Source organism: Mycobacterium heckeshornense, from assembly GCF_016592155.1.
GTDB classification, from domain to species: Bacteria; Actinomycetota; Actinomycetes; order Mycobacteriales; family Mycobacteriaceae; genus Mycobacterium; species Mycobacterium heckeshornense.
This window is the reverse complement of record NZ_AP024237.1, coordinates 4,774,070-4,794,775: the sequence shown is the minus strand read 5'-3', so window position 1 is coordinate 4,794,775 and position 20,706 is coordinate 4,774,070. Positions and strand designations below refer to the sequence as shown.

The window sequence follows — 20,706 nt, the reverse complement described above, 5'->3', positions numbered from 1 at the left end:
CCATGACGACACCGCGAGGCAAAATCAACCCGATGCGTACCCCGCCGTACAAGACGGCGGGGGTGGTGGCATTGGCACTCGGCGTGTTGATCACTGCACTGGTGTACTGGCAGTTTCGGGGCAATTTCACCCCAAAGACACCACTGACAATGCTGTCGGCGCGCGCCGGTCTGGTGATGGATCCCGGGGCGCCGGTCACTTATAACGGTGTCCAGATCGGGCGGGTGGGCAGCATTTCCGAAGTCAAGCATGACGGCAAGCCGGCAGCGAAGTTTATCCTCGACGTTAATCCCAAGTACATCAAGCTGATTCCGGCCAACGTGGACGCGAATATCAAAGCGACCACGGTGTTCGGCAATAAATATGTGGCACTGACGTCACCGAAAAACCCCAGCCCGCAACGGATCACGCCACATGATGTCATCGACGCGACGTCGGTGACGACGGAGATCAACACGTTGTTCCAGACGATTACGTCGATCGCCGAGAAAGTGGATCCGGTCAAGGTCAACCTGACACTGAGCGGAGCCGCGGAAGCGCTGAACGGGTTGGGCGAGAAGTTCGGCCAGTCCTTGGTCAAGGCGAACGCCGTCCTCGACGACGTGAACCCGCAGCAGCCGCAGGTCCGCCACGACATACAACAATTGGCCGCCCTCGGTGACGTGTACGCCAACGCGGCGCCGGATCTGTTCGACTTCCTTAACAATGCGGTGATCACGGCGCGCACGCTGCACCGTCAGGAAAAGGATCTGGATGCGGCGTTGCTGGCTGCGACCGGATTCGGCAACACCACGGAAGACGTCTTCCGCAGGGGCGGGCCGTACCTGGAGCGGGGAGCAGCCGACCTGGTTCCCACCGCCAAGCTACTCGACACCTACAGCCCGGAGCTGTACTGCACCATCCGCAACTACCACGATGTGGAACACAAGGTCTATTTAGGGACCGGCGGCCGTGGCGGCTACGCACTGCGAATGGAAACGGAAGCGCTGTCCGGGTTGGGATTCGTCCTGACTCCCGCGGGATTGACCGCCACCGTGCTAACCCAGGGATTAGCGGGGCTGGCCGGGCTGGTTGGTGGCGCGCCGAATCCCTATATCTACCCGGAGAATCTGCCGCGCGTGAATGCTCACGGCGGACCGGGTGGTGCGCCGGGCTGCTGGCAGACCATTACCCGTGATTTCTGGCCAGCGCCCATGTTGGTGATGGACACCGGCAACAGCGTTGCACCGTATAACCACATCGACACGGGCTCGCCATATGCCATCGAGTACGTCTGGGGCCGTCAAGTAGGAGACAACACGATCAACCCATGAAAATCACCGGTACCGCTGTCAGGCTCGGCATCATCGCGGTGGTGCTGCTGCTGTTCACCGCGCTGATCGTCGTGGTGTTCGGTCAGATGCGCTTCGACCGGACCTATAGCTATTCCGCGGAGTTCAGCAATGCCAGCGGGCTGCGCAACGGCCAATTCGTCCGGGCCTCCGGAGTGGAGGTCGGCAAGGTCAAAAACGTCCAGCTGATCAACGGTGGCCGGCGGGTACGGGTGGACTTCACGGTCGAGCGGGACTTGCCGCTGTACCAGTCAACGACAGCACAGATCCGCTATCAGGATCTGATCGGCAACCGCTATGTGGAGCTCAAGCGCGGTCAGGGCGAAGGGTCCGACCGGGTTCTGCCGCCGGGCGGATTTATCCCGCTGTCGCGCACCTCCCCAGCCCTGGATCTCGACGCGCTGATCGGTGGGTTCAGACCGCTGTTTCGGGCGCTCGATCCGGAAAAGGTGAACACCATCGCATCGGCCATCATCACCGTGTTCCAGGGTCAAGGCGGGACCATCAACGACATCCTTGACCAGACCGCACAATTGACGTCCCATATCGCCGAGCGCGATCAGGCGATCGGCGAGGTGATCAAGAACTTGAACAGTGTCCTGGACTCCACGGCGAAGCATCGTCGGGAGTTCGACCAAACCCTCGACAACTTCGAGAAACTGATCAGCGGGCTGAAAAACCATGCCGATCCATTGGCTGCCGGGACCGCCAATATCAGCAACGCCGCCGGAACGGTCGCCGACCTGCTGGCCGACAATCGCGCTCTGCTGCACAAGGAGCTGAACTACCTGCAGGCCGTTCAGCAACCGATCATCGATGAACGCGATCAGTACGACGACCAGATCCGCAGGACACCGATCGCGTTGAACCAAATCGGGCGCGCCATCGGCCTTTACGGAGACTGGGTGAACTTCTACGCCTGCGACATCACGATCAAGTGGAATGGGCTCCAGCCCGGCGGCCCGGTGCGCACGGTCCGCATTTGGCAGCAGCCGACGGGCAGGTGCACGCCGCAATGAGAACGCTCGAACCCCCCAACCGGCTGCGCATCGGGCTCATGGGCCTGGTGGTGGTGCTGATGATCGTGGCCTTCGGTCAAACCATGACCAGCGTGCCCATGCTGTTCGCCCAGCCGAGCTACTACGGGCAGTTTGCCGACACCGGCCAACTGAACAAGGGTGACAAAGTACGCATCGCCGGCGTCAACGTCGGTGTTGTGCAGGGGCTCAAGATCGACGGCGATCATGTCGTGATCAAGTTCTCGACCGGAAGCAACACCATCGGCACCGAAAGCCGGCTGGCCATCAAGACCGACACCATCCTCGGCAAGAAGGTCCTCGAAATCGAGCCGCGCGGCACTCAGTCGCTGCGGCCAAACGGGGTGTTGCCACTGGGCCAAAGCACGACCCCGTATCAGATTTACGACGCTTTCTTCGACGTGACGAGGGCGGCAGCCGGATGGGACATCGATACCGTCAAGCGGTCGCTGAACGTGTTGTCGCAAACGATCGACCAGACCTACCCCCACCTGAGTCCCCTGCTTGACGGCGTCGCCAAACTCTCCGACACCGTCGGCAAGCGCGACGAGGAGGTCAAACACCTTCTCGCGCAAGCCAACAAGGTGGCCAGCGTGCTGGGCGACCGCAGCCAACAGGTCGATCGGCTGCTGGTCAACGCAAAGGCTCTGCTTGTTGCGTTCAACGAGCGCAGCCGGGCTATTAGCGCACTGCTGGGCAATGTGTCGTATTTCTCGCTTCAGGTGAAGGGGCTCATCAACGACAACCCGAACCTGAACCACGTCTTGGAGCAGTTGCGCATTGTCAGCGACTTGCTGGTCGCCCGCAAAGATGACCTGGCGCAAGCACTTTCGACGATCGGCAAGTTCGTCGCGTCTATTAACGAGTCCATCGCGTCCGGACCCTACTTCAAGGTGATCCTGGCCAACTTGCTGCCGTACTGGATTCTGCAGCCCTGGGTCGATGCCGCGTTCAAGAAACGCGGCATCGACCCCGAGGAGTTCTGGCGCAATGCCGGGCTGCCCGCATTCCGCTTCCCCGATCCGAACGGCACCCGTTTGCCCAACGGCGCTCCGCCGCCCGCGCCGCCGGTATTGGAGGGCACACCCGACCATCCGGGACCGGCCGTTCCACCCGGATCGCCGTGTTCATACACGCCGACTCCCGATCTCCTGCCGCGGCCGTGGAACCCGTTGCCGTGTGCGGGCATTAACCAAAACCAAGGCCCGTTCGGCCCGCTGGGGGGTCCGGAGTTGGCCCCGCCCGACGTGATGTCGTCGCCGCCGAACCCGAATGGGCTACCGCCGACACCGGGCATCCCGATCGCCGGACGGCCCGGGGAGGTGCCTCCTGACGTACCAGGCACCGCGGTGCCGCTGCCGCCGAATGCGCCGCCGGGAGCGCGTAGCGAGCCGCCCAACGCACCTGTGGCGGGCCCGGCTCCGGCCAATCCCGCGGCGGCACCGCCGCCAGCGCCACTGGCTCCCGGGCCGCCGGCGCCGCCCGGACCCGGACAGCAGCTGCCCGCACCTTTCATCCCGCCCGGCGTTCTGGGAAGCCAGCCCGGTGGCGGCGGAGGAAGCTTGGGAGGTAGCCAAAGTTGAGCTCGATCTTCGATATCCGCAACCTGCGACTGCCCAGATTGTCGCGGGCATCGGTGATCATCGGGTCGCTGGTGGTGGTGCTGGCTCTGGTCGCTTTCTTCGTCGGCCGGGAGCTCTACCAGAAGCTGACCAACAACACCGTGGTGGCCTACTTCACCGAGACGAATGGTCTTTATTCCGGGGACAAGGTCCAGATCATGGGTGTGCGGGTGGGTTCGATCGACAAGATCGAACCTGCCGGTGACAAGATGAAGGTGACTTTTCACTACAGCAACAAGTACAAGGTGCCCGCGAACGCGCAGGCGGTGATCCTTAACCCGACCCTGGTGGCGGCCCGGAATATCCAGTTGACTCCGCCGTACCGAGGCGGTCCGGTGCTGCCCGATGGTGCGGTGATCCCGATCGAGCGCACCCAGGTGCCAACCGAGTGGGACCAGCTGCGTAACAGTGTCACCAACATCATTTCCAAACTCGGTCCCACGAAAGAGCAGCCGAAAGGGCCTTTCGGCGATGTCATCGAATCGTTCGCCGACGGGCTGGCCGGCAAGGGCAAGCAGATCAACACCACATTCGACAGCCTGTCGCGAGCGTTGACCGCGCTGAACGAAGGTCGTGGTGACTTCTTCGCGGTTTTGCGCAGTCTGGCGCTTTTCGTCAACGCCCTGCACCAGGACGACCAGCAGTTCGTGGCGTTGAACAAGAATCTGGCCCAGTTCACCAACAACTTGGTCGGCTCCGATCGAGACCTGGCCAACGCGATTCAGCAGTTCGACAGCCTGCTTGCGACTTTGCGGCCGTTCTTAGAGAAGAACCGCGAGGTGTTGACACACGATGTCAACAACCTCGCGACCGCCACCACCACGCTGGTGCAGCCCGACCCGCTGAATGGGTTGGAGAGCGGCCTGCATGTTTTGCCGACGGCGGCCGCCAACATCAACCAGATCTACCACCCGGCGCACGGCGCTGTGGTCGCCGTCTCGGCGATCCAAAACTTCGCTAACCCAATGCAGTTCATCTGCAGCGCGATTCAGGCCGGCAGCCGAGCCGGCTATCAGGAGTCCGCCGAGCTGTGTGCGCAGTACTTGGCGCCGATTCTCGATGCAATCAAGTTCAACTACCTGCCCTTTGGCCTGAACCTCTTCAGCACCGCAGCGACATTGCCCAAGGAGGTGGCCTACTCCGAGCCGCGGCTTCAGCCCCCGAACGGCTACAAGGACACCACGGTCCCGGGTATCTGGGTGCCGGACACGCCATTATCACACCGAAATACCCAGCAGGGCTGGGTCGTCGCGCCCGGCATGCAAGGCGCCCAGGTGGGACCGATCACCGCGGGCCTGATGACTCCGGAGTCACTGGCCGAACTTATGGGAGGACCCGACATCGCACCTCCACAATCCGGGCTGCAGACACCGCCTGGGCCGCCGAACGCGTATGACGAGTACCCGGTGTTGCCGCCCATCGGGGTGCAGGCGCCGCAAGTGCCGATCCCGCCACCGGCGCCGGGACCGGGTGTGGTCCCTGGCCCCGTGCCACCGACACCTGCGCCGGTGTCGGCACCCGCGCCGGGCGGTCCGCCGCTGCCCGCTGAGGCAGGAGCGGGCCAGTGAGCGCGGCCCGCGCGGTGGGCTGGGTCCGGCACCGGCTGTGGCAGGCGCTAGCGGTGCTGATGGTCACATTGCTGCTGAGCTCCTGTGGCTGGCGCGGAATCGCGAATGTGGCGATACCCGGCGGCCCCGGCACCGGCCCCGGCTCCTACACGATTTATGTGCAAATGCCAGAAACCCTGGCGCTCAATAACAACAGCCGCGTATTGGTGGCCGACGTATTTGTCGGGTCGGTGCGGGCGATCAAGTTGAAAAACTGGGTCGCTACGCTGACGCTGAGTCTGGACAAGGGCATCAAACTACCAAAAAACGCGACCGCGAAGATTGGGCAGACCAGCCTGCTGGGCTCTCAGCATGTGGAGCTGGCATCACCGCCCAACCCGTCGCCAGAACTGCTCCAGAACGGCGACACCATTCCCTTGAAGAATTCGTCGGCGTACCCCACGATTGAGCAAACTCTGGCCAGCCTGGCCCTAATTCTGCGTGGTGGCGGTGTCCCCAACCTCGAGGTGCTGCAGAACGAGATTTACAACATCGTCCACGGGCGGGCCGACCAGATCCGTGGTCTGCTCGGCAAGCTCGACACCTTCACCCGCCAGGTCAACGAGCAGCGCTATGACATCACCCACGCGATCGATTCCACCAACCGGCTGCTGGCCTACGTGGGTCCACGCTCAGATGTGGTCGATCGGGTGCTGACCGAATTCCCGCCGCTGATCAAGCATTTCAACGAAAAACAAGAGTTGCTCATCAACGCGACCGACGCGGTTGGTCGGCTCAGCCGCGAAGCAGACAGGTACCTATCCGGCACCCGGCCCAATCTGCATCAGGATCTGCAGTCGCTGCAATGCCCGTTGCGGGAACTCGCTCGTGCCGCACCGGATCTGCGCGGAGCGCTCAAGCTGATCCTTACCCAACCCTTCGACATCGACAGCGTGCCGAAGTTGCTGCGAGGCGACTACATGAACGTGTCGCTGGAGTTGGACCTGACCCTTTCCGCCGTCGACAACGCGTTTCTCACCGGCACGGGGTTCTCCGGTGCGCTGCGTGCACTCGAGCAATCGTATGGCCGCGATCCCGAAACGATGATCCCGGACGTGCGGTACACGCCGAACCCGAATGACGCGCCCGGCGGGCCGCTGGTCGAAAGGGCGGATAGGCAATGCTGACGCAATTCCTCAGACGGCAGCTGATCCTGTTCGGTGTTCTGACGGTGATCGCGATTGTCGCGCTGGGCTGGTATTACCTGCGTCTTCCCAGTGTGGCAGGTATCGGTCAGTACACCTTGAAGGCGGATCTGCCTTCGTCCGGCGGTCTGTACCGGACCTCCAATGTCACCTATCGCGGTATCACCATCGGCAAGGTCACCGATGTGCAGCCCACCGAAACCGGTGCCCAGGCAACGATGAGCATCGACAGCCGTTACAAAATACCGATCGACGCGACAGCCAACGTGCATTCGGTATCGGCCGTTGGTGAGCAGTATCTGGACCTGGTGTCTGCCGGCAACCCGGGCAAGTACTTCTCGCCCGGACAAACCATTACCAAGGGCACCGTGCCCAGCGAGATCGGGCCGGCGCTTGACACCGCCAACCGCGGACTGGCGGTCCTGCCGAAGGACAAGATCAGTTCGTTACTCGACGAAACAGCGCAAGCAGTCGGCGGATTGGGTCCAGCGCTGCAACGGCTGACTGACGCAACTCAGGCGATTACCAGCGACTTCAACACCAATATCCGCGACGTCAACGACATCATCCAACACTCCGGGCCGATCCTGGAAAGTCAGGTGAACTCTGGTAATGCCATCGAGCGCTGGGCCCGCAACCTGAACAACCTGGGTGCGCAGGCCGCGGCAAACGACCAGCACCTGCAAAGCATCCTGAACCAGGGAGCGCCGACCGCCGATCTGGTTACCGCGGTGTTCAGCGATGTCCGCGAGTCGTTACCGCAAACGCTGGCGAATCTGGAAATCGTGCTGGAGATGCTCAAGCGCTACAACAAGGGCGTCGAGCAGTTGGTCGTGTTCCTGCCGCAGGGCGCCTCGATTGCGCAGGCGGTCGCCGCCCCCTACGAGCGCGACGGGCGTCTCGCTCTCGACCTGGCATTGTCGATCAACCAACCGCCGCCGTGTCTGACCGGGTTCCTTCCGGCATCGGAATGGCGGTCGCCCGCGGACACCAGCCTGCTGCCATTGCCGGCGGGCACATACTGCAAGATTCCGAAAGAAACCCCGGCCAACGTGGTGCGCGGGTCTCGCAATATTCCATGTGTCGACGTGCCGGGGAAGCGCGCGGCAACACCACGGGACTGCCGTGACCCCAAGCCCTACGTGCCGCTGGGGACCAACCCGTGGTACGGCGACCCGAACCAGATCAAGAACTGCCCCGCACCCGGTGCTCGGTGCGACCAGCCGATCAACCCGGGCCAGGTGATACCCGCGCCGACCATCAACACCGGTCTCAATCCGGCACCCGCCGACCGTGTGGCGGGGACACCGCCGCCGATCAGCGATCCACTGCAACGGCCCGGATCGGGTACGGTGCAATGCAACGGACAGCAACCCAACCCCTGCGTCTACACTCCCAGCGGGCCTCCCACGGCAATCTACAGTCCGCAAAGCGGTGAACTGGTAGGGCCCGATGGTGTCAAATACGCCGTCGAAAACTCGAGCAAAACAGGAGACGACGGATGGAAGGAGATGCTGGCGCCAGCCGGCTGAACCCCGCCGATGCGGACGACTCGTCGTTTTCGGAGGTGACGGCCGAGGATTCGGCAGAATCCGAGGTCGGAGCCGACCAGGCTGATCGCGAGGTGACGGCCGAGGATTCGGCAGAATCCGAGGTCGGAGCCGACCAGGCTGATCGCGAGGTGACGGCCGAGGATTCGGCAGAATCCGAGGTCGGAGCCGACCAGGCTGATCGCGAGGTGACGGCCGAGGATTCGGAGGCCAAGCCCGATGGCGAGGCGCATTGGCGGGGCGCAGAGCCAAGCCCGTCGCGTTTGGATCGCCGTTGGTTTATCGGCATCGCCGCAGCGCTTCTGCTGCTGGCCGGCGGAGTCGGCACCGGTGGCTATTTCGCGCTGCGTGCGCATCAGCACAGTCGTAACCTCGCCCGCGACGACGCTGCGGCCATTCAGGCTGCGAAGGAATGTGTTTCGGCGACGCAGGCACCGGATACCGCTGCGATGGCCGAGAGTGCGCGGAAGATCATCGAGTGCTCCACCGGTGATTTCGGCGCGCAAGCGGCGTTGTACAGCGGCCTGCTCGTCGATGCGTATCAGGCCGCAAATGCCCGCGTCCAGGTTTCGGACATGCGCGCGGCGGTGGAACGCAACAACAACGACGGTTCGATCGATGTGTTGGTGGCGCTGCGCGTCAAGGTGACCAACGCTGAAGCCAAAGGGCAGGAAAGTGGTTATCGCCTGCGGGTCAAGATGGCATCCGATGAGGGGCGGTACAAGATTTCCAAACTCGAACAGGTGACCAAGTGACCGCAGTCGCCGACGCCACGGCGACCACCCTGGCCATCGACGTCGATCCACGGGATCGCCTGGCGCCGTGGCACCTTCGCGCTGCTGCGTTTGCGGTGGACGTAATGCCGGGTGTGGCGGTCTTGGTCACCATGGCGTTGGTCGCGCTGAGTGTGCCGCTGCGCAGCACCCCTTGGTGGATGTGTGTTTCGGTCATCGGCCTCGTCTTCATGCTCATGGCGGTCAATCGGTCATTGCTGCCGACGGTCACCGGTTGGAGCTTAGGCCGTGCACTGTGTGGTATTGCAGTGGTGCGAAACGACGGCGCAGCCGTCGGGCCGTGGCGGCTGCTGCTCAGAGATCTGGCGCACCTGCTGGACACCGGGTCGGTGTTGGTGGGTTGGCTTTGGCCACTGTGGGATCCGCGACGGCGTACGTTCGCAGACCTGCTGGTGCGCACGGAAGTGCGGGGGGTCGATCCGGAGCGGCGGCCTGGCAAGATCAGGCAGCTGACCGGGGTCGCGGTGTTGATTGCGGCGCTGCTGTGCCTGGTGGGCACTGTGGTGGACTACTGGGTGGTGTACCGCGACGACCACACGCTTGACCAGGTCCGCAAGCAGGTTGCGCTGCAAGGACCGAAGATGGTCGCGGAGATGCTGACCTACGATCCCAAAACCCTGCAAAGTGACTTCGAGCATGCCCGGTCGTTGACGACCGATAAATACCGCGAACAACTCGCCACCCAGCAGCAAGCGGTGCAGAAGGGCAAACCGGTCACCAACCAGTACTGGGTCGCCAACAGCTCGATACGATCGGTTTCTCCTGACCATGCAACGATGCTGTTGTTTATGCAGGGGCAGCGCGGTGTGCCACCTGGTGAGCGGTACATCAGCGCGACCGTCCGGGTGACTTTCGCGAAGGGCTCCGACGCCCGTTGGCGCGTCGACGACCTGACAGTGCTGACCAAACCCGCGCCGGTGGGTCGCGGAAAATGAGCCCGCGCCGCAAGTTTGGTCCCGATGACCGACCACTGCTGGTCGCGCCTATTGCGAAGCGGCCGCGGCGGTTGGCGTCGCGGCTTAGGCCGCGGGTGCTGGTAGCGGAGTTCCGAGCGGGTTTGCGGTCACGGCGATGGGGATTGGCACTTGCTACAACGGTGGCCGTCGTGACCATGGTGACCGCGATTTCGGCATGCGCTCTCATGCTTGTCTCGCACGAATCTCAGCGGCGAATCGCGACCAAAGAAGCGGCGGTGCTAACGTACGTCAGTTCGTTTATGACGCAGTTCACGTCCGTTGATCCATTCCACGCCAATGACTATGTCGATCGCGTGTTAGCCCAAGCCACAGGAGATTTCGCAAAGCAATACCAAGACAAGGAGAACGAGGTCCTCGTCCAGGTCGCCCGAGGTGAACCGACCAAAGGCACGGTGCTCGACGCCGGCGTCGAAAGGTGGACCGACGATGGCAGCGCCACTGTGCTGGTTGCCGTCGATGTCACCTCGAAGTCCCCGGACGGCAAACAGGTGTTCGAGAACGCTACACGGTGGGTGGCGACGGCGAGGCAGGAAGGGAACCAGTGGAAGATCAGCAACCTCGTGCAGGTGATGTGACGGGGCATAAGCCGTCACATCGCATGCCCCGGCGCTGGGGGCGTTGGCGCCGGGCCCGAATGGCGGCCGACGCAGTGAGACCCGGCGGCATCGACGAAAATTCGGCGACAGGTACCGTCACCGAGGGCGAGGTTGAACCCGAGCCTGTCGAGACCGATGCTCCGAACCTCGAAGCTGCCACCGGGAAATCCGACGCCGGTGTCACCGAGAGCTCCGAAACTGGCAGCGCGGCAACCGATTCTGCTGGAAGCGGCGGTGGCGAGGAACCGAACGCAGACGCCGACGCCAACGACGCAGCCGACACTTCCGACGAGCGTGACGCCCGCGCCGGGCGTCCGGCCGGCAGGAGACTCGTCATCGCGGTCGGTGTGGCGGCCGCGTTGTTCGTGGGCTCCGCGGCGTTCGCCGGGGCTACTGTGCAGCCTTATCTCGCCGATCGGGCCAATGTCGCCACCAAGCTCAAGATCGCGCGCACCGCAGCAGATGCCATCACGACGCTGTGGACTTACACCCCGGACAACATGGACACGTTGGCTGATCGGGCGGCGAACTACCTCAGCGGTGATTTCGAGGCGCAGTACCGCAAATTCGTCGACGGGATTGCTCCGACCAACAAGCAGGCAAAGGTAACCAACAACACCCAGGTGACCGGGGTAGCCGTGGAATCGCTTGCGGGGCCCGAAGCCATCGCGATCGTGTACACCAACACAACCTCGACCAGCCCCCTGACCAAAGGTGTTCCGTCACTGAAGTACCTGTCCTACCGGCTGTTCATGAAGCGCGCGCAGGGACGCTGGCTGGTGAACCGGATGACGACAATCACCTCGCTGGACTTGACACCACGGCTGTAACGCTTGGACGCCATGGCCGTTGCCTCGCCGGTATCCGATCGGTTGACGGTTGCCGCGCTGCTGCTGTTGACGTTTGCAACCGGAATTGTCGACGCGATCAGTGTCCTGGTTCTCGGCCATGTGTTCGTCGCCAATATGACCGGGAACGTGATTTTCCTGGGATTTTGGTTCGTTCCTTCCGGCGTCGACCTGACCGCGGCGGTGGTGGCCTTCGGCGGATTTCTGGCCGGCGCCGTTATCGGCGGCCGACTGGCGCGACACCTCGGTCGGCAGGCGCGGCTATGGCTGGCCACGGCTCTGGGCACCGAAGTCGCGACGCTGGCAGTGCTGTCGATTCTGGCCGGGGCGGGGGCGTTGGACTATCGCAACAACACCAAGCTCATCCTGATCGCCGGGCTGGGCCTGACGTTCGGTGTGCAAAACGCTACAGCCCGCCAATTCGGCATTCAGGAGCTCACCACCACTGTGCTCACCTCGACGATCGTCGGCCTCGGTTTCGACAGCAGGCTGGCCGGCGGAACCGGACATCGTGAAAAGCTACGATACAGCGTCGTTTTCACGATGTGCGCCGGCGCGGTGCTCGGTGCGACGCTATCGCGAATCACCGTGGCGCCGGTGATTGCCGTGGCCGCCCTGGCGGTGCTAGCCAGCCTGCTGATGTTCGGCTTAGGGCCGACACCAGACAGCTGAGAGATGCTTGTGCGCGTTCGATTGCCCGCTCCGGGCCGAACCGCATGCGATGCATGGCGCCACCAGGCTTCTTGCCATCCCGGCGGGTCCGGGACGGTCGTCATGTAGTAGTTAGCTGGTAGCGACCCACCGAAAACTCACAGGAACCAGAATTCGGCCGGTTATCGAGCCGGTTCGATACCGCCGGCTTAAGGCTGATTCCAGGCAGTGTGTCCTTAGACTTTTAGCTATGACGTCTGTGCCTAATACCGAATCCGGCGATCCCAGGACTTCGTTGCGGCCCGAGGATTACCTGGACGCCAATGGTGACATCGCGTTGCCCGCTGGCGTCAACCTGATGTCTCTTCTCGAACGCAATATCGCCGAGTTCGGTGATTTCGTCGCCTACCGGTACCTGGACTACGCCCATTCGGTTGAGGGGCAGGCCGTTGAGTTGACCTGGGCCCAACTCGGCATCCGGGTGCAGGCCGTCAGCGCGCGCCTGCGGCAGGTGACAGCGCCTGGTGACCGGGTGGCGGTCCTGGCCCCGCAGGGGCTCGACTACATCGCCGGATTCTTCGCGGCGATCAGGGCGGGGAATATCGCGGTGCCGTTGTTCGCACCGGAGCTGCCCGGCCACGCCGAACGTCTCGATGCGGTGCTCGGCGATGCGCAGCCCACCGTCGTGTTGACGACCGCCTCGGCGAGCGAAGCTGTTCACGCTTTTTTGCGGAAGCTCGCGCCCGCCGACAGACCGCGGGTAATCGCGATCGATCACCTACCCGACGCGGTGGGCGAGGCGTCGGTTCCCGCCCCGTTCGACACCGACGATGTGGCCTACTTGCAGTACACGTCGGGCTCGACGCGCACCCCGACCGGGGTGGAGATAACCCATCGCGCTGCCGGGACCAACCTGCTGCAGATGATCCTGTCGCTCGGTCTTGACCCCGAGACCCGCGGGGTCAGCTGGTTGCCTCTCTACCACGACATGGGCCTGATGATGATCGGCTTTCCGGTACTTTACGGCGGGCATGTCACGCTCATGTCGCCAATGGCGTTTATCCGTCGGCCGTTGCGGTGGATGCGCGCATTAGCGGCCGAGTCGCGGCAGTGCCGGGTGGTGACAGCCGCCCCGAACTTCGCGTTCGAATTGGTGGCGCAGCGTGGTCTTCCTGCGATGGATGAGCGACTCGATCTGAGCAACGTCGTTCTGATCAACGGCTCCGAACCGGTCAGCATGGACTCGATGAGGAAGTTCACCAAGGCGTTCGAGCCCTACGGATTGGCAACAAGCGCGATCAAACCGTCGTATGGGATGGCCGAGGCGACCCTGTTCGTCTCGACCATCGGCCCCGGCGTCGAACCAACGGCCACCTACCTCGACCGTGAGCAATTGGCGGCCGGCCACGCGGTGCGTGTCCCCGCGGATGACCCGCATGCGATGCCGCTCGTCTCGTGCGGGCGAATTTCCCGCAGCCAGTGGGGTGTCATCGTCAATCCCGACACCGGCGAGGAACTGCCCGACGGTGAGGTCGGCGAGATCTGGCTTCACGGCGACAATATCGGCCGCGGCTACTGGGCGCGTCCGCAAGAAACCAGGCTGGCGTTCGCCAACACGCTGCGCTCCCGACTCCCGGAGGGCAGCCACGCCGACGGCGCGCCGCTCGACGCCAGCTGGCTGCGGACCGGTGATCTGGGCGTTTACCTCGACGGTGAGCTCTATATCACGGGACGCATCAAGGATCTGGTGATCATCGACGGTCGCAATCACTATCCGCAGGACATCGAGGCCACCGCCGTTGAGGCGTCACCGGCGGTGCGACCGGGCCATGTCGCGGCATTTTCGGTGTCTGTTGACGAATTGCCGGCGGCAGCGCACGCCCACGGCAGCGGCGAAGCGCTGGTGATTGTTGCTGAACGCGCCGCGGGCGCAGGCCGGGCCGATCCGCAGCCGGTGATCGACGCGATCCGGGCGGCGGTGTCTCGCCGACACGGCTTACCGGTAGCCGATGTGAAATTGGTCGCGGCGGGCGTCATCCCGCGCACCACCAGCGGCAAGTTGGCTCGCCGGGAATGCCGTGCGCAATACCTGAGCGGGCGTTTGGGCGGGTCGCCGACGTCGAGCTCATAGACCGGGCTGCGGTCGGTTTGGTGCGACCGACTGCGGACAGCACCTCGTACCGCGGTATTTGGGGTCGCTGCGCCGAGACGATGAGTCGGCGGTGCTCAGTTGAACGCCAGCCAGCTCGGCAGCGCCCGCTCGTGGGAGTCGCACAGAACCTGACGGGTGTCGCAGTTCCCCCTGGGCGATCCGGCGCCGGCCCACATGCCTCCGGTGTCGCGGCGCAGCACGATCGCCGACGACCCGCCACCGTCGAGCAGCACCGCAGTATCGCTACCCAGGCCGCGGAACAGGTCCTGGATGTTGTCCGGTGTGTAATTGCCGCCTTGGAACACGTACATCTCGTCCTTTTGCCGGGAGTACGCGATCGCCGTTCGGGCGGCGCTGGGACCGCCGTCGTTGAGCTGGCCGGTGTCACCCGGCGACAACAGCCCGATTCCGCTGACCGCGACGAACCGGGATCCCCGATCGACGAGGTTTTGGATGACCGGGGCGGCGGCGTCGTAATCGTTGCTGCTTTTGGGCCGGATCACCGACGGCGCGCCTTCGGTTGGCAGGATCATCGTCGTCAACGCCGACCAGTGGTCGTCGCCGCCGGAAAGACCCTGCTTGCCCGCATAGGCGATGGTGCCGGTCACCGCCTGGTTGGCGCGGCCCTGGCCGCGGGTGTTGTCGACGAATGCGCCCAGCGGTGAGCTACAGCCGGTCGATTTCCACGACCCGCCCCGTTGTGCGCGGATATCGAAGAAGTTGGCATTGATGGCGATCGTCGGCTGGCCCAACACTTGCCAAGCCTGCAGCGGCGGGTAGATTTCCGACGCTTGCAACAACCCTTCGCTGGTGCGCGCACCGGGGTTGCGTTCGCAACGGGCCTGATAACCGGTGTGGCTGTCCACCAGCAGATGCGGTGAAAGTCGTTGCGAGGCAGCCTTGATGATCATCAGATGGCCGCCGCTGTTGCCGTCATACCAGTTACCGGCGGCGTTGAGCATGGGCGCGGGATGGCCAGCACCGAAGTTGTACACCAGATACGAGCCCCTGGTGTTGGCAATGGCGCTGGCCAGCAGGTCGCGGGCCTCGGCGTGGGCGACCGGTTGCCCGGTGCTCAGCGCAAGCGCCGCAGACAACGCCGCCGCGGCGCAGCTGGCTGCCATCCGCCGGGAAACGGCCGCGAGAGTCGGCACAGGTCGCCCTTTCGCGCGAGGTCAGTACAACAAGCACAACATTAACCACAGTGATAACACTGTCAACTTATGTCACAGTCCCGTGACGCTTTGGCCGCAGTCGAATTACGTTCCGCCGCTTGAATTTTGCCGTCGGACCGACTCCTCCTTTCGTCGGGCCCACCCTATGCCCCCGGGCGGCGCTCCCGGTGGCGTTAGCCACCGAGCCTGGCGTGCATTTCCCACACCAGGATTTCGGCGGGCTCGGTGGCGGTAATCCGATGGCCGTCGGATGCGGTGAACCGGACGGCGTCGCCCTCGTAGAGGTCGCCGATGCCCTCGAGCACGATTTGGCCGCGTGTAACGTACAGGTGCAGGTAGGGGGCCGGCGGAAGGTCGACGCCGTGGCTCGGTCCCAGCCGAGCTGCGTGCAACGCGGCGTTGCGGTTGTGGAGGGTGATGGCGGCGTCGTGGCCCGACATACCTGAGACGATGGGGGTCAGGCTGCCGGTCAGCGCCTCGTCGTCGATCTCGTGTTGCTGGTAGCCGGGGGCGATCCCGGTTTCGTCGGGTAGGACCCACATTTGGATGAAACGCACCGGCGCGGTGGGGGAATCGTTTTTCTCCGAGTGCAGGATCCCGCTGCCGGCGGACATGCGTTGGGCCAGCCCCGGGTAGATCACACCGTGATTTCCGGTGGAGTCTCGATGGGCCAGCGCCCCGTGCAACACCCATGTCACGATCTCCATGTCGCGGTGGGGGTGGGTGTCGAACCCGGCGGCCGGTGCGACGATGTCGTCGTTGTTGACCAGCAGCAGCCCGTGATGAGTGTTGGCCGGGTCGTAGTGGTCGGCGAACGAAAAGGAATGCCTGGAGGTCAGCCAGGAAGTCTTGGTGACAAACCGATCGGCCGCACGCCGGATCTCCGTGGTGGCAGGCATAGCCACAGGGTAGTCCGTCGGGGATTCCCGAGCGGCTTGGAGCGGATGACCCCGCGAATGTTCTTGCCGTCCAGCATGTCTTGATAGCAGTCGTTGATGACTTCCGGTCTCGGCGTTTCGACATGCGAGCTACCGCCCCTGAAGATGTTGCCGTTCAACGATTTTGCAACATCGAAAACAAGAGCAGGTCGAGTTTGATATCGACGTCGGTCAGCGCGCCCATGCCGGTGACGGCGCAGGTTCGGGTATCAGGTCCAACATGGTCGTGTGTCGTCCTGCTCGACCGGTGGTCAACCGACGCCTGCGGTCAGCATCGTTCGTGCCCGCGCGAGTGCCGCGTCGAGCTCGGGAAGCGTCAGCGCCGGGTTGCGGCCCAGGTGGATCTCGATTTGGTACCGCGGCTGGCCGTTGTCACCGAAAATCGGGAGCACGACGAATTCCGTTGCAGCCAATTCTGTTCCGAGGGCGTGTGTCACTGATCTCAGGGTCACCATCGTCATCAGCGTGCTGAGCTCGCGAGCCACCTTGGCCGTCGGCTCCAACGAACTCAAGACCGCGGCGAGGCGGTCGTGCAGTGCGGCGTGGGCGTCGTCGAAGCGCCAGGCGCCATAACCGCGGGCGCGGATGTCGGCGAGCACGCCGCGATACGTGGCGATGTCGGTGCGCGTCAGCCGTGGCGTGACACGACGTAGCCACTCCTCGACGGCGGCGTGGTCGCGCCAGGCCATCGCCACCAAGCCGAACGGCGGATCAATCGGGAAGCGCTGGCCGACGGCGTGTTCGGCGCCCGTGGCGTGGCCGACCGCGTCCACAGTGGTCAGATACCGGTCGCCGATTTTCGACATCGAGCAGCCCGCACCGAGTGTCTCGGACAGGTAGGTGAGCGCCGCACGGCCCCGATCTAGCAACGGGAACTGTGCCCGTAAGCCATGCACGATCCCGAAGAGGCCGCTGCCGAGCGCATAGCGGCGGTCCTCGCGCCGCGTCACCCAGGCTGCCCGTTCCAGCTCGGCGAGCACCAGCGCACACGTCGAGCTGCTCATGCCGCAGCGTTTGGCGAGCTCGGCCGACGTCTTGCCCTCCCCGGATTCCGCCAGCGCGGCAAGGAGATCCATGACGCGACGGGTGGGCGGGGATTTGGCGCGCCCCGACGTCGCTGTTGACGCAGTCATCGCCGCCCCCTAACATCCGTCCAGATACTAACAAATTGATTCCTAATATTAGGAGATGTCGATGTGGAAGGTGGGCGTCTGGGGTCCGGGCTCGATGGGGTTGATCGCCCTGCGCGCCGTGATCGACCATCCGCGGCTGGAATTGGTCGACCTCGTCGTCCACAGCGATGCCAAGGCGGGTGTTGACGCCGGGCGGCTTTGCGGGATCGACCCAGTGGGCGTGGTGGCGACCCGGGATCCCGATCCCATGCTCGCCGGCGACGCGGACGCCGTGGTGTATGCCGCTGCGGCCAACCTGCGGCCGCTGGAGGCGGTCAGGGATATGGCGTCGATCTTGCGGGCCGGCAAAAACGTGGTGTCGTGCTCGGTGGTGCCGCTCGTCTTTCCCGACGCCGTCGACCGTGCGTTCACCGACCCGCTGCGGGAGGCGGCGCTTGCCGGCGAAGCGTCGTTTTTCACCACCGGTATCGACACCGGCTTTGCCAATGATGTGTTGCCATTGGCACTTTCGGGGATCTCACGGGTGATTGAAAGCGTCCGGGTGACGGAGATCTTCAACTACGCCACCTATCCCGACAGATCGGCGGTGTACGAGATCCTCGGCTTCGGCAAGCCGCCGGAGGCCACCGCGCTTGCCGCCACACCGGGGGTGTTCACGTTCGGCTGGGGCCCGGTGCTGCACCAGCTTGCCGCCGGTCTTGACGTGCGCATAGATCGTGTCGAGGAAAGTGTCGAGCGGGTGGCCGCTGAGAACTCCTTCGACACTCCCACCGGCCACATCGCCGCGGGGACGATCGCGGCGATGCGTTCGACGCTGACCGGATACGTCGGCGACAGACCGACTTTCGTCGTCGACCATGTGACCCGCATGCACGACGACATCGCCCCGGACTGGCCGCAGCCACGGATCGGGATTTCGCCACGCGACCTCGGCTACGGTGCGGCCTCGGGCCGCGGGGTCTACCGCGTGGAGATCGAGGGCTCGCCGAGCATGCGCTGTGAGCTGGAGTTGGCCGATGACCATGACCACGACCTGGGTGCCCGCATCGCCGGCGCGTCCCGGATGGTCAACGCCATCCCGGCGGTGTGCGCAGCGCAACCCGGCCTGCTATCGGCGCAGGACCTGCCGCTGATCACCGGCACCGGTCTGGTGCGGCCGGTAACCGGGCCGCCGCCGGATTCGCGCCGAGTGTGGACTTGATGCCCTAGAGCCAGGTGGGTAGACCGAATTTGGTGAACAGCGTGGTGTCGAGGAAGGCGACCACACGGCTGACACCGGCCGCGGTGATGTCGAGCACCTGCAGCTGGAACGGCTGATGACGGTCACCGTCGCGCATGTACATCGCGGCCGCCGGCTGCCCATTGGCCAGCAGCGGGATCAGTCGCATGTCCCCGGCCGCCTGTGCGGGGCATCGCCGGCGGATCAGGGTGGCGATCGCTTGTGGACCTTGGTACCAGCCGGCATACGGCGGCATCTCCCAGACCGCCTCCCTGGTGAATAACTCCACCAACCGGTCCACGTCGTAGGCCTCGAACGCCGCGATGTAGCGGGCCAACCGATCCTGGGAGTCCGCCGAGTCCGGCGCTGCCAATCGATCGTCGGGGCTGGGGCCGACGGTCTCCAACTGGGCGCGGGCCCGCTGCAGCAGGCTGTTGACGGCGGCGGTGCTGGTGCCGATCGCCTCGGCCACCTCGGCGGCCTTCCACTGCAGCACGTCACGCAGCAGCAGCACCGCCCGCTGCCGGGGCGACAGATGCTGCAGCGCCGCGATGAACGCCAACCGCACCGACTCGCGTGCTCCCACAATGTCCGACGGATCGGCGGCGGATTCCGGCAACGGCTCCAGCCACGCGATCTCGGTCCGCTCCACCAGTTCGGCGGTGGGATCGGAGCTGGGCGCGCCCAGCCCGCTCGGCAACGGCCGGCGCTGCCGGCCCTCCAGCGCGGTCAGACAGGTATTGGTGGCGATGCGGTGCAGCCAGGTCCGCACCGATGACTTGCCTTCGAAGCGGTCATAGGCCTGCCAGGCCCGCAGATAGGTTTCCTGCACCAGATCTTCGGCGTCGTGCAGCGACCCCGTCATCCGGTAACAATGAGCAAGCAGTTCCCGCCGGTAGGGCTCAGCCTGGGCGGAGAAATCGCCGTCGCGGCTTTCGGTGAGCAGGCTCACGCGGATAAAGCTTACGCAGACGATCTGACATCTGCTGGCTACGCTGCCTCTGATGCCTACCACCCGCACTGAACGGAACTTCGACGGCGTCGGCGGTGTCCGCATTGTCTACGACGTCTGGGTGCCAGACATCGCACCGCGCGCGGTGGTGGTCCTCTCGCACGGACTCGGCGAGCATGCTCGTCGCTACGACCACGTAGCGGAGCGGTTCGCTGACGACGGCCTCGTGACCTACGCACTCGACCACCGCGGACACGGCCGTTCCGGCGGCAAACGGGTACGGCTCAGGGACATTTCCGAGTACACCGGCGACTTCGACAGACTGGTGGGCATCGCCACCAAGGCGCATCCCGGGTGTAAATGCATCGTGGTGGGACACAGCATGGGCGGTGCCATCGTGTTTGCCTATGGTGTCGAGCGCCCCGACAACTACGACCTGATGGTGCTGTCGGGTCCGGCCGTGGCAGCGCATACGGCGGTGTCGCCGGTGTTGGCACGCGCCGCCAAGATTCTGGGCGCGATCGTCCCGGGGCTGCCGGTGCAGGAACTCGACGTCAACGCGATTTCGCGGGACCCGGCTGTGGTGAGTGCCTATAACAGCGATCCGCTGGTGCACCACGGCAAGGTGCCGGCCGGCATAGCCCGCGCCCTGCTGCTGGTCGGCGAAACCATGCCGCACCGCGCCGCGGCGTTGACTGCGCCGCTGCTGGTCGTGCACGGCTCGGAGGACCGGCTGATCGACGTCGGGGGCAGTCGACAGCTCGTCGAGTGCGTGGGCAGCGCCGACGTCGAGCTGAAGGTGTATCCGGGTCTTTACCACGAGGTGTTCAACGAGCCGGAGCGGAACCAGGTCCTCGACGACGTGGTCTCGTGGATCAACGCCAGACTGTGAGTCGCAGAGCCGGAATGTCAGAGCCATCCCGTAGTTTGGCGCCAGTCATCGGAGCCGACGACGATGCGAAGCGACGCGATGGAAAGG

The 20,706-nt window shown here is 64.3% G+C and carries 18 protein-coding genes and 1 pseudogene; 14 read left to right on the top strand and 5 right to left on the bottom strand.

The genetic code is table 11. The annotated features are described in order from the left end of the window. Positions 1-2 precede the first annotated feature (2 nt). The 12 genes from MHEC_RS23030 to MHEC_RS22975 all read left to right on the top strand — a co-directional run bounded on the left by MHEC_RS23030 (position 3) and on the right by MHEC_RS22975 (position 14,289). Entirely contained in the window at positions 3-1,313 is a 1,311-nt protein-coding gene (locus MHEC_RS23030; RefSeq protein ID WP_071700172.1) for an MCE family protein, read from the top strand. After that, positions 1,310-2,350 (top strand): virulence factor Mce family protein, encoded by a 1,041-nt coding sequence (locus MHEC_RS23025; protein ID WP_201399645.1) that lies wholly within the window; start codon positions 1,310-1,312, stop codon positions 2,348-2,350. The genes MHEC_RS23030 and MHEC_RS23025 overlap by 4 nt, the downstream gene beginning before the upstream one ends. After that, positions 2,347-3,951 (top strand): virulence factor Mce family protein, encoded by a 1,605-nt coding sequence (locus MHEC_RS23020; RefSeq protein WP_201399644.1) that lies wholly within the window; start codon positions 2,347-2,349, stop codon positions 3,949-3,951. Before MHEC_RS23025 ends, MHEC_RS23020 begins: the two co-directional genes overlap by 4 nt. Next, a complete protein-coding gene (locus MHEC_RS23015; protein ID WP_201399643.1) occupies positions 3,948-5,558 on the top strand; it encodes a virulence factor Mce family protein in 1,611 nt (536 codons plus the stop codon). Before MHEC_RS23020 ends, MHEC_RS23015 begins: the two co-directional genes overlap by 4 nt. A 59-nt stretch (positions 5,559-5,617) precedes the next feature. After that, positions 5,618-6,724: a virulence factor Mce family protein gene (locus MHEC_RS23010; RefSeq protein ID WP_236591544.1), complete on the top strand. Its 1,107-nt coding sequence runs from the start codon at positions 5,618-5,620 to the stop codon at positions 6,722-6,724. After that, positions 6,718-8,274 carry a virulence factor Mce family protein gene (locus MHEC_RS23005; protein WP_201399642.1) on the top strand — a complete coding sequence of 519 codons (1,557 nt, stop codon included), beginning with the start codon at positions 6,718-6,720 and terminating at the stop codon, positions 8,272-8,274. The genes MHEC_RS23010 and MHEC_RS23005 overlap by 7 nt, the downstream gene beginning before the upstream one ends. Beyond that, positions 8,244-9,047 (top strand): prolipoprotein diacylglyceryl transferase, encoded by an 804-nt coding sequence (locus tag MHEC_RS23000; protein ID WP_201399641.1) that lies wholly within the window; start codon positions 8,244-8,246, stop codon positions 9,045-9,047. The genes MHEC_RS23005 and MHEC_RS23000 overlap by 31 nt, the downstream gene beginning before the upstream one ends. Next, positions 9,044-10,021 (top strand): RDD family protein, encoded by a 978-nt coding sequence (locus MHEC_RS22995; RefSeq protein ID WP_201399640.1) that lies wholly within the window; start codon positions 9,044-9,046, stop codon positions 10,019-10,021. Before MHEC_RS23000 ends, MHEC_RS22995 begins: the two co-directional genes overlap by 4 nt. Further along, entirely contained in the window at positions 10,018-10,638 is a 621-nt protein-coding gene (locus tag MHEC_RS22990) for a mammalian cell entry protein (RefSeq protein WP_201399639.1), read from the top strand. Before MHEC_RS22995 ends, MHEC_RS22990 begins: the two co-directional genes overlap by 4 nt. A 59-nt stretch (positions 10,639-10,697) precedes the next feature. Continuing rightward, the gene (locus MHEC_RS22985) at positions 10,698-11,489 is read left to right on the top strand and encodes a mammalian cell entry protein (RefSeq protein ID WP_236591542.1); all 792 of its coding nucleotides are present in this window, start codon (positions 10,698-10,700) and stop codon (positions 11,487-11,489) included. 12 nt (positions 11,490-11,501) lie between these two features. After that, positions 11,502-12,179: a YoaK family protein gene (locus MHEC_RS22980; RefSeq protein ID WP_201399637.1), complete on the top strand. Its 678-nt coding sequence runs from the start codon at positions 11,502-11,504 to the stop codon at positions 12,177-12,179. Between the two features lie 229 nt (positions 12,180-12,408). Continuing rightward, entirely contained in the window at positions 12,409-14,289 is a 1,881-nt protein-coding gene (locus MHEC_RS22975) for a fatty acyl-AMP ligase (protein WP_236591517.1), read from the top strand. Between the two features lie 95 nt (positions 14,290-14,384). Here the strand turns inward: MHEC_RS22975 and MHEC_RS22970 are convergent, their stop codons facing one another. From MHEC_RS22970 to MHEC_RS22960, 4 genes and pseudogenes are all read right to left on the bottom strand, one after another. Beyond that, on the bottom strand, positions 14,385-15,434 hold the full coding sequence (locus MHEC_RS22970) for a phosphodiester glycosidase family protein (protein WP_048890434.1): 1,050 nt from the start codon (positions 15,432-15,434) through the stop codon (positions 14,385-14,387). A 224-nt stretch (positions 15,435-15,658) separates the two neighbouring features. After that, the gene (locus MHEC_RS22965; protein WP_048890435.1) at positions 15,659-16,384 is read right to left on the bottom strand and encodes a pirin family protein; all 726 of its coding nucleotides are present in this window, start codon (positions 16,382-16,384) and stop codon (positions 15,659-15,661) included. After that, positions 16,321-16,631: pseudogene (locus tag MHEC_RS24605) on the bottom strand (hypothetical protein); the annotation flags it as partial. The pseudogene MHEC_RS24605 and the gene MHEC_RS22965, both read right to left, overlap by 64 nt. A 43-nt stretch (positions 16,632-16,674) precedes the next feature. Then, on the bottom strand, positions 16,675-17,556 hold the full coding sequence (locus MHEC_RS22960; protein WP_048890436.1) for a MarR family transcriptional regulator: 882 nt from the start codon (positions 17,554-17,556) through the stop codon (positions 16,675-16,677). A gap of 61 nt (positions 17,557-17,617) precedes the next feature. On the opposite strand from MHEC_RS22960, the gene MHEC_RS22955 reads away from it, so the two are divergent. Next, complete coding sequence (locus MHEC_RS22955; RefSeq protein WP_201399664.1) at positions 17,618-18,757, top strand: NAD(P)H-dependent amine dehydrogenase family protein; 1,140 nt, start codon at positions 17,618-17,620, stop codon at positions 18,755-18,757. 4 nt (positions 18,758-18,761) lie between these two features. On the opposite strand, the gene MHEC_RS22950 is transcribed toward MHEC_RS22955, so the two are convergent. After that, positions 18,762-19,832 (bottom strand): sigma-70 family RNA polymerase sigma factor, encoded by a 1,071-nt coding sequence (locus tag MHEC_RS22950; RefSeq protein WP_152967020.1) that lies wholly within the window; start codon positions 19,830-19,832, stop codon positions 18,762-18,764. Here MHEC_RS22950 and MHEC_RS22945 point away from each other — a divergent pair. Next, positions 19,780-20,619: an alpha/beta hydrolase gene (locus MHEC_RS22945; RefSeq protein ID WP_048890551.1), complete on the top strand. Its 840-nt coding sequence runs from the start codon at positions 19,780-19,782 to the stop codon at positions 20,617-20,619. The genes MHEC_RS22950 and MHEC_RS22945 overlap by 53 nt on opposite strands. Positions 20,620-20,706 lie beyond the last annotated feature (87 nt).

What these genes read in the sequence shown, in the direction of transcription:
- MHEC_RS23030 (WP_071700172.1), top strand. Translation starts at nt 3, where the DNA reads ATGACGACACCGCGAGGCAAAATCAACCCGATGCGTACCCCGCCGTAC.
- MHEC_RS23025 (WP_201399645.1), top strand. Translation starts at nt 1,310, where the DNA reads ATGAAAATCACCGGTACCGCTGTCAGGCTCGGCATCATCGCGGTGGTG.
- MHEC_RS23020 (WP_201399644.1), top strand. Translation starts at nt 2,347, where the DNA reads ATGAGAACGCTCGAACCCCCCAACCGGCTGCGCATCGGGCTCATGGGC.
- MHEC_RS23010 (WP_236591544.1), top strand. Translation starts at nt 5,618, where the DNA reads ATGGTCACATTGCTGCTGAGCTCCTGTGGCTGGCGCGGAATCGCGAAT.
- MHEC_RS23005 (WP_201399642.1), top strand. Translation starts at nt 6,718, where the DNA reads ATGCTGACGCAATTCCTCAGACGGCAGCTGATCCTGTTCGGTGTTCTG.
- MHEC_RS23000 (WP_201399641.1), top strand. Translation starts at nt 8,244, where the DNA reads ATGGAAGGAGATGCTGGCGCCAGCCGGCTGAACCCCGCCGATGCGGAC.
- MHEC_RS22990 (WP_201399639.1), top strand. Translation starts at nt 10,018, where the DNA reads ATGAGCCCGCGCCGCAAGTTTGGTCCCGATGACCGACCACTGCTGGTC.
- MHEC_RS22985 (WP_236591542.1), top strand. Translation starts at nt 10,698, where the DNA reads ATGGCGGCCGACGCAGTGAGACCCGGCGGCATCGACGAAAATTCGGCG.
- MHEC_RS22980 (WP_201399637.1), top strand. Translation starts at nt 11,502, where the DNA reads ATGGCCGTTGCCTCGCCGGTATCCGATCGGTTGACGGTTGCCGCGCTG.
- MHEC_RS22975 (WP_236591517.1), top strand. Translation starts at nt 12,409, where the DNA reads ATGACGTCTGTGCCTAATACCGAATCCGGCGATCCCAGGACTTCGTTG.
- MHEC_RS22970 (WP_048890434.1), bottom strand. Translation starts at nt 15,434, where the DNA reads ATGGCAGCCAGCTGCGCCGCGGCGGCGTTGTCTGCGGCGCTTGCGCTG.
- MHEC_RS22965 (WP_048890435.1), bottom strand. Translation starts at nt 16,384, where the DNA reads ATGCCTGCCACCACGGAGATCCGGCGTGCGGCCGATCGGTTTGTCACC.
- MHEC_RS22960 (WP_048890436.1), bottom strand. Translation starts at nt 17,556, where the DNA reads ATGACTGCGTCAACAGCGACGTCGGGGCGCGCCAAATCCCCGCCCACC.
- MHEC_RS22955 (WP_201399664.1), top strand. Translation starts at nt 17,618, where the DNA reads ATGTGGAAGGTGGGCGTCTGGGGTCCGGGCTCGATGGGGTTGATCGCC.
- MHEC_RS22945 (WP_048890551.1), top strand. Translation starts at nt 19,780, where the DNA reads ATGCCTACCACCCGCACTGAACGGAACTTCGACGGCGTCGGCGGTGTC.
- MHEC_RS22950 (WP_152967020.1), bottom strand. Translation starts at nt 19,832, where the DNA reads ATGCGGACACCGCCGACGCCGTCGAAGTTCCGTTCAGTGCGGGTGGTA.